We start from the raw sequence: 11,917 nt of genomic DNA, 5'->3' as shown, positions 1-11,917 counted from the left end.
GATGGTATGTCTTTGATTGATATAGGTAAATAGATTTTTGGGAATAAGCTTAGACCTAAAGTTACTATAAAAATAATAGGATATTGTTTTTTACGCTATAAGATTTTCTAAAATAAAAAAGGGAGAAGTTTTAAACTTCTCCCTTTGTACTCGGAGCGGGAATTGAACCCGCACGAACATTACTGTTCACTGGATTTTAAGTCCAGCGTGTCTACCAATTCCACCACCCGAGCTTATCGTGGCTTTCCTTGTGGATTGCGAGTGCAAATATAGGTAAAAAATAAAAATAGGCAAGATTTATTTTTTTTAAACAGCTATTAATTTTCGTCTTTCTTTTTAGATGCGTAATTATCAATATAATAGATATAACCCAGTAGAGTAATTATTTTAAAAAAAGTAAGTTAAAGGTCTTCTGATACGGGAAAATCAGAAAAAACATCATGAGAGAAGTCTAGAATTTCAGCTTGATGGAAGTTTTTATGAATTTCATCAATAGCATTTTCAAATCGAGTTGAGGTATTAAACTTTCTTGATGTTGCGTATGTTTGTTGATCTAAAAGTATTTTAAAATAAAACTTTCCACTTACTGTTTTATAGCGTGAGATAGTTAATAAAGAAAAGTTTTTTTGTAAGAAATCAATAGTAGTATATATATCCTGTTTGTTAGGATATTCAATACTAGTTAACAAAGTACGTCCTCTACGGTGTTCAAAGGTATATTTGTAACTGTCGTTTTCTTTAACACTTATTACAAAAGCGCTCATAATGAAAAATATAATAAATTTTTATGTATTGATTGGTCTAAAATAGGGAAGTTTATTGCAAAAAAAAATCCTAAACTAAAAGTTTAGGATTTTTTGGTACTCGGAGCGGGAATTGAACCCGCACGAACATTACTGTTCACTGGATTTTAAGTCCAGCGTGTCTACCAATTCCACCACCCGAGCAATTGGTCTTGAGCGAAAAACGGGGTTCGAACCCGCGACCTCAACCTTGGCAAGGTTGCGCTCTACCAACTGAGCTATTTTCGCATAATGTTGTTGTTTATGAACTCCGCTTTACTTCTGTATTGCGAGTGCAAATATAGAACGTTTTTTGTTTCTTGCAAACTTTTACAATGAAAAAAAATGAACTTTTTTGTAAGTTATTGATTTGCAGGTATTGTATTGTTGAAAAAAAAACAACTTTTTTTTGCATGCCGTTTGATTTGGCTAAACGGCATGCTGTTTTTGTATGCTTAAGAAATCTTTTTTTGGATTTCATTTAATTTCATCAGAGCTTCCACAGGTGTTAAAGTATTTATATCAATATCTAAGATATCTTTTTTTAACTGTTCTAATAAAGGATCATCCATATTAAAAAAGCTTAGTTGGATATCTTTCTCAATTGGCTTTAAGGTAATTTGCTGTTCCGGGGCTACTTTGCTTTCCAATTGCTTTAACATTTTTTGGGCATTTTCGATTACTTGAATTGGCATTCCTGCCATTTTAGCTACGTGAATACCAAAGCTATGTGCGCTACCTCCAGGAACTAATTTTCTAATAAAAAGTACAGTATCTTTGAGTTCTTTCACCGATACATTGAAGTTCTTTATACCATCATAATATTTAGACATATCATTTAATTCATGATAATGAGTGGCAAAAAGTGTTTTAGCCTTGGTTTTGTCTTGTGCTATAAATTGTGCTATGGCCCAAGCGATAGATATACCGTCATAAGTACTTGTACCTCGACCTATTTCATCTAGCAATATTAAACTACGGGGAGTTAAATTATTTAAGATTGACGCGGTTTCATTCATCTCCACCATAAATGTTGATTCTCCCATTGAAATATTGTCCGATGCTCCAACTCTGGTAAAAATTTTATCCACAATGCCCATAGTAACCGAGGATGCTGGTACAAAACTACCAATTTGGGCAAGTAAAACGATTAAGGCGGTTTGTCTTAAAATAGCACTTTTTCCAGACATATTTGGACCTGTAATCATTATAATTTGTTGATCTTTATTATCCAAATACACATCGTTTGCTACATAAGGAACATCTAAAGGCAATTGTTTTTCAATAACCGGATGTCTTCCATCTTTTATATCTAAAGTAAAGTCTTCAATTAATTCAGGCTGTATATAGTTATTGGATTTAGCTAGTTGTGCAAAACCAAGTAGGCAATCTAATTGCGCAATGATTTGTGCGTTTTTCTGTACAGGTTCAATATACTGCATGGCCCATAAAACAAATTCCTGATAGATTTTGTTTTCTAATTCTGCTATTTTTTCTTCTGCACCTAAGATTTTGGATTCGTATTGTTTTAATTCCTCTGTAATGTAGCGTTCGGCATTTACCAAAGTTTGTTTTCTAATCCAGGTATCGGGAACTTTATCTCGATGTGTGTTTCGAACCTCGATGTAATAACCAAAAACATTATTAAATGCTACTTTTAAAGAGGTAATGCCTGTTGCTTGTATTTCTCTTTGTTCTAAAGCATCTAAAAAGGTTTTCCCTGATAGGGAAATATTTCTTAATTCATCTAGTTCCGCGTTAACACCGTTTGCTATGGCATTTCCTTTTGTAATGGAAACCGGTGCGTCTTGAAAAAAAGTAGATTCTATTTTATGAATTAATAAATCGCAATCCACAATGTTCTTAGCTATGTGATTCAGCGCTTTATTTTGCGTTTTCAGTGCGTGTTTTTTTAATGGAATAATTGCCTTTAAAGACTCCATTAGAACCACAAGTTCTCTAGGGGATATTTTTGTTGTTGCAACCTTAGAGCTTAAGCGTTCTAAGTCTGAAATTTGTTTGATTTGAGTTTGAAAACTAGTGAGTATTTCAATATTGTTATAAAAATATTCGACTATGTGATGACGTTCTTGTATTGCTTTTTTATCTTTTAAAGGAAGTGCTAGCCACCTTTTTAAAAGTCGTCCTCCCATAGGAGAAATGGTTTTATCTATTACATCTAAAAGTGTAATAGCATTTTGATTTGTACTATGGTAAAGTTCTAAGTTCCTAATGGTAAAGCGATCCATCCATACATAAGAATCTTGTGCGATTGCTTGTATGTTTGCAATATGCTGGATTTTTGTATGTTGGGTTTCTGCCAAGTAATATAAAATAGCACCACTAGCAATTATACCTAAATCTAATTCGGCAATCCCAAAGCCTTGTAAGGAATTTGTTTTAAAGTGAGTGGTTAATGACTCAAATGCATAGTCTTTTTTGAAAATCCAATCCTCTAAAAAAAATAAGTTATATCCTGTACCAAATTGCTCTAAGAATTCCATCTTATACCCTTTTTGGATTAGAATTTCACTTGGAGCGAAATTTTGAAGTAATTTATCGATATAATCTTGGTCACCTTGGGAGGTTAAAAATTCCCCAGTAGAAATATCAAGAAAAGAAATTCCAATATACTTTTTATTAAAGTGTAATGCACATAAAAAGTTATTTGTTTTTGATTGTAAAACTTCATCATTAAATGCTACCCCAGGTGTTACTAATTCGGTAACTCCTCTTTTAACCAAAGTTTTAGTTGTTTTTGGGTCTTCCAATTGATCACAAATAGCTACTCGTAGCCCAGCTTTAACTAATTTAGGTAAATATACGTTTACAGAATGATGTGGAAACCCTGCTAATTCAATCTCACTGGCTGTGCCAGGGCTACGTTTTGTTAAAGTAATACCTAGAATGTTAGCTGTGCGTATAGCATCTTGGCCAAAAGTTTCATAAAAATCTCCTACACGAAATAATAAGCAAGCATCGGGATACTTCTTTTTAATATCGTTGTATTGTTTCATTAAAGGTGTCTGTTTTGTCTCACTAGACTTTGCAGTCATATTCAAATATTTAAAATAGAATGGATATTACAAATATAGTCTAAGTATTTGAAAATGGCTCTTGTTGTTTTTAAAGTAATCTCTTGGTTAGGTAAATGACTTATTTAATGGAATATTGTACTTTGTTTTTAATGCGCGAATAATTACGCTTGTAAAAACCGTTATTGCCAAGCCAATAAAGCAGCCTAAAGTAACGGATATAGCTCGAATTAAAGGTGTTGCCTCAAGTATTTTACTAGACAAGGGGATTAATTCACTATTGGGTTGAATCAATATTATAATTAAAGCCACTAAGGCAACTCGTGCCATATTTAAAATATTAAAGATATAGCAAGTTATAATGGTTAAAAAGAAACCTAAAAGACATAACCAAAAATCAGCATTAGGTTGAATTTCCAAACATACCAGACCTACAATAGAACCAACTAGATTAGATTTGAAACGTTCAACAGAAAGTTTTTTAGAGTTTTGCCCCTCTGGTGAAATAACTAATATAATGGATATTAGTGTCCATAACATTTGGTAATCTGGGAGTTTTTCAAGCAGTATAAAACCAATTATTAGTGCTATAGTACAGCGTGTAAAATAGATAATTAACGGGTTTGTTATTATATACTTAATAATCTTGTGGAACATTAGGTTTTGTTTTGGGTGCAAAAATACTAAGCCTTTTGGCTTTAATCAATATTTTACATATAGATTTTTGTTAAATAATTATTTATGCTTTTAAAAACAAAGAAGATTTATCAGAAATAAGTATTGAATTATTATAGAAACTTTACTGATTTATTTATTAATTTGTTTAGTATTGGTTTGTACGTTCAATATTTTTTATTTTTGCTACAAATCAAGGAAAATATGCGAAAATTAGCCAATAGCGAATTAGATCGAAAAAATGCGGAAGAATTTAAACGCTCCTCTAAAACCCCACTTATTGTTGTTTTAGATGATGTACGAAGTCTGCACAACATAGGTTCGGTGTTTAGAACCTGTGATGCTTTTCTAATTCAAAAGGTTTATCTATGTGGTATAACAGCTACCCCTCCTAATAAAGAAATTCACAAAACGGCATTAGGTGCCACCGATACCGTAGAATGGGAGTATGTTAAGGATATTGAGGATGTTATTAGTAGATTAAAGAGTGAAAAAGTAAATATTCAAAGTATTGAACAAGTTCAAAACAGTGTCATGTTACAAGATTTTAAGGTAGAATCTAACACCACCTATGCCCTTGTTTTTGGCAATGAGGTAAAAGGGGTGAGTCAGGCTGTAGTTGATTTAAGTGATGGTGTGATAGAAATACCACAGTTAGGAACAAAGCATTCTTTAAATATTTCTGTAAGTGCAGGAATTGTAATTTGGGATTTATTCTCAAAAATGAGTTTTAAATAAGAAAAGCCTCCATTTTTTGGAGGCTTTTCTTATTTAGTTGTTATCTGTGTGATTTTATTGTGAATAAGTTCTAGAATCTGAATATAGTCCTGTTGTTTGGCAACAAAATCTAGATCAGATATATCGATTAATAAAACGCGATTCTCGGGCAGTGTTTTAATATACTTTAAATACCCTTGGGTAACTTTATCCAAGTAGTTTGCTGTAATATCGGCTTCATAAGAACGTCCTCTTTTTTGAATATTCTCTAGTAAACGATTGGTGTTTTGATATAAAAACACATAAAGGTCGGGCCTAGGAGTTTCTTTATACATAATTTCAAAAACTTGTTTATAAAGTCTAAACTCATCAGGCTCTAGGGTAATTTGCGCAAAAATAAGCGATTTATGTACATAGTAATCTGCGATTACAAATTCTTTAAATAAATCTAATTGAGACAGATCATCTGATAATTGACTATATCTATCGGCTAAAAAAGACATTTCTAAAGGAAATGCATATCTCTCGGCATCTTGATAAAATTTGGGTAAGAAAGGATTATCTGCAAATCCCTCTAAAATATTCTTGGCATTAAAGTCTTCACTTATGCGAGTTGATAAAGTAGTTTTTCCTGCTCCAATATTACCTTCAATGGCTAGAAAATTTATTTTCGAAAAATCGTATTTGTCAAGCGGACAGGCAATATTACCTACCACAATTGGTGTAGATTGATCCGTACATTGTTTGTTGAGTTGTTCAATACTTAGATTAAGTATGGGATGCTTCCAAGAAAAATTTAGATCTAAAAAGGGTTTTAATACAAATTTTCTTTCTTGCATTAAAGGATGTGGAATACTTAAATTGGGAAGATCATAAACCTGTTGGTTATAGGCAATAATGTCAATATCAATTACCCTGGCTGTATATCCTTTTTGCACAGCACGGGTTCTTCCAAGAGCTTTTTCAAAAGACAAGACTTTTTCAATGGCTTGTTCTCCACTAGCTTTTGAGTGTATGAGTATGGCACAATTATAAAACGGTTCACTCTCAAATCCCCATGCAGGGAACTGGTAAATAGGAGATATTTTAATGACACTACCTAGTTGGTTGTGGATCAGATTAATAGCTTTTTGAATATTTGCTATTTTATCTCCCATATTAGTGCCAATGGATAAAACTATGTTATTTTGCGTATACATAGGGGCAAAGTAACTAAAACAAATTTAAATTTAAGCTATTTTTGAATTAGTTATTGGCACAAAATTTTGTCAAAACTGTAACAAGTAGTAGATTTAGCCTACTAATAAAAGAAAAGCGTATTTATGAGATTTTTAGCAAATGTATTAGCAACTTTAATAGGCCTATGTCTGTTTTTCGGTTTGTTGTTTGTGGCCACTATTGGTATTACGGCGGCTTTAGGTAGTAGTGAAAAAGTGGTGGTTAAAGATAATTCTGTTTTAGTATTGGATTTATCTAAGGTAAAGTATGATTATGGTGGTAAATTCAATTATAAAGATATATCTTTTAAAGATGAACCAAAAAATGGTGTATCTAATGTACTAAAGGCCTTAGAGGATGCACAAAACGATACAAAGATTAAAGGAATAACTTTAGTGAATCAGCACAGTGCTTTGGGCTTTGTACAACTTCGAGAAATTCGTGAGAAATTACAAGATTTTAAAAAAAGCGGGAAGTTTATCATGTCTTACGCAGATTATTATTCTCAACGTGAATTTTATTTAAATTCGGTTGCGGATTCCATTTATATGAATCCAGTAGGCCTTGTAGACTTTAAAGGCTTGGCTCTAGAGATTTTGTATTTAAAAGGATTGCAAGAGAAAACTGGTATAAAGATGGAGGTTTTACGTCATGGGAAATATAAAAGTGCAGTAGAGCCCTATTTAGAAGATAAAATGAGTGCGGCTAATTATGAGCAAACCTCTGAATTTTTAAATTCAATTTGGTCCACCTTAGTAACTGATATTTCAACAAGTAGAAATGTATCTGTAGAGAAATTAAATCAAATTGCAACTAATTTAGATGGTCGTACTGCTGTACTAGCATTAGAGAATAATTTAATTGACAAAATAGGCTACAAAGATGAATTTGAAAATAGCGTAAAGCAGCAATTAGGTGTAGATTTAGATAAGAGTTACAATAAGATAGACATTTTAGAGTATATAAAAGCTCCTAAGACTTCTAAAGGTAAATTAGCTAAGGATCAAATAGCAGTAATTTATGCACAAGGCCAGATTTTAAGTGGCGAGGGTAATGTGAATTATATTGGAGAAGAGTCTATTAATAGAGCTTTAACAAAAGCAAGGAATAATGATAAAATTAAGGCCGTTGTTTTACGTGTTAATAGCCCTGGGGGTAGCGCTTTAACCTCAGAACTTATTTGGAGGGAAGTCGAGTTAACTAAGGATGTAAAGCCTGTGATAGTTTCTATGGGGGATTACGCGGCCTCTGGTGGATATTATATTGCTTGTGGGGCGGATTATATTTTTGCCGATCCAGCGACAATAACCGGTAGTATTGGTGTATTTGGTATGCTTCCGAATTTTAGTGAACTAACTCAAAAATATGGTGTAAATCCCCAAGAGGTACAAACCCATGATAACCAAGCAAATTACAGTCCTTTTGCTCCAATGCAAAAAGGATATAGACAATATGCAACACAAGGTATCGAACAGGTATACACGACTTTTGTTCAACGTGTTGCTCAGGGACGTTCCATGAGTTTTGAACAAGTAGATGAATTAGCTCAAGGACGTGTTTGGACCGGGAGTGATGCGTTAGAAAAAGGACTTATTGACGATTTTGGTGGATTGGAATCTGCTATCGCATATGCCGCTGAGGCTGTTGAGATTGAAGATTACCGAGTGGTGAATTATCCAGATTATGAGTTGAATTTTGATGACCTGTTACGAAGCTATTTTGGTAACACTTTAATAAAAAGTCAAGATCAAATGATTATAGACAAAATTGGGCAAGAGAACTTTCAAATGCTAGAGCGTTTAAATTACTTTAGCGCATTACAAGGAGTTCAAGCTATTATTCCTTTTGAAATTCATATGAATTAAGTATTTATAACTAGAAAAAATGGGTCAATGTATATAAAGTACATTGACCTTTTTTTTTGTAAATTTATACAAAACAATATGTTATGAAAAAAAAAGTGTTACTATCCATAATCGCTGTAATAGGGGTTATAGTTGTTTTACTTTTTACTGCTCCTTTTTTATTTCACAATAAGATTCAAGATTTAGTAAAAACAACAATTAATAAAAATTTAAACGCCAGAGTCGATTTCAAACAGGTTGATTTGAGCTTGTTTCGTAGCTTTCCAAAAGCAAATATTAGTATTAAAGATTTCACTGTTATCAATAACGAGCCTTTTTCAGGTGACACTTTGGCTTTTGTAAAGCAAATAAATTTAAAGCTTTCAATTTATGAGCTCTTTAAATCTAATCACCAGATGGATATTGAATCCATCGAGCTTGATTCGGGCAAACTAAATCTGGTTGTAGACTCTCAGGGAGTGAGTAACTATGATATTGCTTTAAAGGATTCTTCATCAAAACAAGATCACAAGGATCAATCTGGGGATACAACTGATTTTTTAGTAAATCTTTCGAGTTATCAAATCAAAGGTTTTGATCTGCATTACACGGATTTAGGTAGTAAGATACAAATTGATTTAAGAGATTTTTATCACAAAGGGAGAGCCAGGGTAAATAGCAATACAAATAAAATCGACTTAGATACCCAAAGCAAGGCTCTAGTTGGTTTTAGTTTAGATAGTGTTTCTTATTTAAAAGCTTTACCCTTAGAGTTACAGGCTATCATTGCTATGGATTTGCAAGACATGAAATTTAGTTTTAAACAAAATCAAGCTTTGATAAACCAATTACCGTTAGAGTTTGATGGTTTTGTTCAAATAAAGGACACTTACCAAGACTATGATTTGGTATTCTCTACTCCTAGCTCTGATTTTAAAAACTTTCTAGCTTTAATTCCCACTTTGTATAGTGAAGATTTACAAAAAGTATCCACTAGGGGAGAGTTTCAAGTTAACGGAGAATTTAAAGGTAAGCTCGATCAACAAAGTATTCCTGTTTTTGATATAGGTATTAAAAGTAAGGATGCTTATTTTAAATACCAAGATCTCCCCATGGCAGTGGAACATATCGACTTAGATATTACACTTGCCAATACTACCACTAAGATGCAAGATACTTTTTTAGCTATCAATTCGTTGGAATTTCAAATAGGTAAAGATACTTTTCAGGCAAATGCACTATTGCGTAATATAAGTGAAAATCCAACGCTACAGGCCACTGTTAATGGAATAATTAACTTAGCTAATTTATCCAAGGTTTATCCTATAAAAATGCAAAAGAGTTTAAAAGGGATATTAAGTGCTAATTTAAGTATTGACCTAGATAAGGAGTCGGTTGATAAATTGCGCTATCAGAATATTAAAAGTAGTGGAAATATAAGTTTAACTGATTTTAATTATAGCGATAGTTCTTTACAAGAAGCAATTCAGATTCAAATGGCTGCTTTAAGTTTTAGTAGCAAGTTTATTTCCTTGGATAGCTTTGTTTCAAAAATAGGACAAAGTGATATTAAGGCCAAAGGTAGGGTAGATAATTTATACGGATTTTTATTCTCCAAGCAAATCTTAAAAGGTAATTTTTCGGTAAATTCTAATTATTTTGTTGTTTCTGATTTTTTACAATCTACAACAAATTCTGGTGTAAATCCCACACAAGGTCAAGTAAAACAACAAGACTCTAGTTCAACAAATGCATTACAGATTCCTGCTTTTTTAGATTGTAGTTTAACCATACAGGCCAATCAAGTGGTTTATGATCAGCTTGATCTTTTTAATGTAAAAGGTACTATGCTTTTAAATCAACAAAGTATAGATTTACAGAACATTCGTGCTAATTTACTTGATGGGAGTATTGATTTAAAAGGTAATGTACAGGCTAAAGACCCTGCGGCTAATTTTCATGTGGATTTAAATCTGAATAATTTAGATATACAGAAGAGTTTTTCACAAATAGAACTTTTAAAAACAATAGCTCCAATATCCGATATTGTATCGGGAAGAATCTCTGCCAAAGCACAATTACAAGGTAATTTACAAAGTGAGTCATTGGATATAGACATGCAAACTCTACAAGGAGAATTACAGGCAACTTTAAATAAAGTTGATATTACTCCTAGTAAGTCTAAAATGCTAAGCTTGATTGACAACACACTTGGTTTTGTTAACTTTAAAGATGTGAATTTAAATCAAAAACAGATTTTGGTTAACATAGATAAGGGAAATATTGTATTTAAACCTTTAGATTTTCAGGTTTCCAATATGCCAGTTACTTTTAAGGGTGCCCATGGGTTGGATCAAAATATGAATTATAAACTTGATTTTTTAGTTCCCAGTAGTCTTTTAGGTCCTGAGGTAAGTGTAGCTTTAGGAAAATTATCAACCACAGAACAGTCTAATTTTAGCCATATACCGGTGGAGGTTGGAATAACAGGAAATTTCTCTTCTCCTAAAATATCTACAGACTTACAAACAGTTGTTAGTAGACTGGCTACTGATTTACTGGAGGCTCAAGCGAAAAATTTAGCAAATAAAGGGAAAGATGCTTTAAAAGATCTATTAAACAGCGCAAGTACAACTAAACAAGATACCACCAATCAGAGCTCTAACTCAAACCAAGGAGTTAATAAGATTCAGCAAGGTTTAAAGGATATTTTTTCAAAGTCTAAACACTCTCCAGATTCTGAACAGCAACAAAAGCCTTAATTAGGTATACTAAAAAAAAGCTAAGTTTTTAACTTAGCTTTTTTTAGTATATAAACTTATTTGGATGCTTAAAGTATTTCAAAATTAATTATAAACCCCTCGTAGGTTCTAATATTAAATACAGTGCCACATTCAAATATTAAATACTGGCCTTTTACTCCTTTAATAACCCCTGTAAAGCTAGGAGTTTTCTCTAAATTTAAGCTTTGTACTTTAGTTGGATATGCAACAACTGGATAATTTAAGTCTATTAGATTGCTATTTGTTGTGTCAAAATAAGGTTGCACCTCTACGGGTAACTTATCCTTTAGGGTATCTCTTATTTGAGAAATATCTATTTGTGCTGTATCGTTTTGCAACATTTTTCGCCAATTGGTTTTGTCGGTAAAACTATCTTTAAGGGCTACCTCGGTTATACCGGCTAGATACCTGTTAGGGACCTCTACAATTTCGATTGCTTTAGAAGCTCCTTGATCTATCCATCTGGTTGGAATTTGGGATTTTCTGGTAACTCCTACCTTAACATTACTTGACAAGGCAAGGTATACAATATGGGGTTGTAATTGACATTTTTGCTCATAGGCCAGGTCTCGATCTTCTATTCCTAGATGAGCAGTACTTTTCTCGGGATGCATAATCCAGTCACCAACTTGGGCTGAATTGTAAAAACAAGTATAACAAAAGCCTTGTCGGAAGATTTTTTTGTGTTCTTTACAGTTTAAACATTGATAATCTACAAAGTCAATTTTTATTTTTTTTTCTAAAATCTGGTTGATATTGACGAAGTTAGTACCTAATACTAAATAGTATTCAATAGGATTGTTAAACTCTGTCTGCATTTTGTTTAAAACTCCTTCGTAAAGCATAAATAAATTATTATTTTT

The 11,917-nt window shown here is 32.5% G+C and carries 8 protein-coding genes and 3 tRNA genes; 3 read left to right on the top strand and 8 right to left on the bottom strand.

Features of this window, described 5'->3' with window-relative positions; genetic code table 11:
* Positions 1–147: 147 nt before the first annotated feature.
* From ACYSNV_RS00390 to ACYSNV_RS00365, 6 genes are all read right to left on the bottom strand, one after another.
* A tRNA-Leu gene (locus tag ACYSNV_RS00390) sits at positions 148–233 on the bottom strand.
* A gap of 168 nt (positions 234–401) precedes the next feature.
* Complete coding sequence (locus ACYSNV_RS00385; RefSeq protein ID WP_461760587.1) at positions 402–764, bottom strand: hypothetical protein; 363 nt, start codon at positions 762–764, stop codon at positions 402–404.
* 94 nt (positions 765–858) lie between these two features.
* Positions 859–947 (bottom strand) — tRNA-Leu (locus tag ACYSNV_RS00380).
* A gap of 11 nt (positions 948–958) precedes the next feature.
* Positions 959–1,031, bottom strand: a tRNA-Gly gene (locus ACYSNV_RS00375).
* Between the two features lie 206 nt (positions 1,032–1,237).
* Positions 1,238–3,838, bottom strand: coding sequence for a DNA mismatch repair protein MutS (gene mutS, locus ACYSNV_RS00370; RefSeq protein WP_461760586.1), 2,601 nt, complete (start codon positions 3,836–3,838; stop codon positions 1,238–1,240).
* 87 nt (positions 3,839–3,925) lie between these two features.
* The gene (locus ACYSNV_RS00365) at positions 3,926–4,474 is read right to left on the bottom strand and encodes an FUSC family protein (RefSeq protein WP_461760585.1); all 549 of its coding nucleotides are present in this window, start codon (positions 4,472–4,474) and stop codon (positions 3,926–3,928) included.
* A gap of 222 nt (positions 4,475–4,696) precedes the next feature.
* Here ACYSNV_RS00365 and ACYSNV_RS00360 point away from each other — a divergent pair, with 222 nt between their 5' ends.
* Positions 4,697–5,230: an RNA methyltransferase gene (locus ACYSNV_RS00360; RefSeq protein WP_461760584.1), complete on the top strand. Its 534-nt coding sequence runs from the start codon at positions 4,697–4,699 to the stop codon at positions 5,228–5,230.
* Positions 5,231–5,259: 29 nt separating this feature from the next.
* Here the strand turns inward: ACYSNV_RS00360 and folK are convergent, their stop codons facing one another.
* Positions 5,260–6,408 (bottom strand): 2-amino-4-hydroxy-6-hydroxymethyldihydropteridine diphosphokinase, encoded by a 1,149-nt coding sequence (gene folK, locus ACYSNV_RS00355; protein ID WP_461760583.1) that lies wholly within the window; start codon positions 6,406–6,408, stop codon positions 5,260–5,262.
* Between the two features lie 123 nt (positions 6,409–6,531).
* Here folK and sppA point away from each other — a divergent pair, with 123 nt between their 5' ends.
* Both sppA and ACYSNV_RS00345 read left to right on the top strand, forming a co-directional pair.
* A complete protein-coding gene (sppA, locus tag ACYSNV_RS00350; protein ID WP_461760582.1) occupies positions 6,532–8,292 on the top strand; it encodes a signal peptide peptidase SppA in 1,761 nt (586 codons plus the stop codon).
* An 83-nt stretch (positions 8,293–8,375) separates the two neighbouring features.
* Positions 8,376–11,033: an AsmA family protein gene (locus ACYSNV_RS00345; protein WP_461760581.1), complete on the top strand. Its 2,658-nt coding sequence runs from the start codon at positions 8,376–8,378 to the stop codon at positions 11,031–11,033.
* 68 nt (positions 11,034–11,101) lie between these two features.
* On the opposite strand, the gene ACYSNV_RS00340 is transcribed toward ACYSNV_RS00345, so the two are convergent.
* The gene (locus ACYSNV_RS00340) at positions 11,102–11,899 is read right to left on the bottom strand and encodes a DUF2797 domain-containing protein (protein WP_461760580.1); all 798 of its coding nucleotides are present in this window, start codon (positions 11,897–11,899) and stop codon (positions 11,102–11,104) included.
* Positions 11,900–11,917 lie beyond the last annotated feature (18 nt).

The organism is Myroides sp. LJL119 (assembly GCF_054871605.1).
Note: the sequence above shows the minus strand (reverse complement) of the source record. Positions and strands in the feature narration are given on the sequence as shown.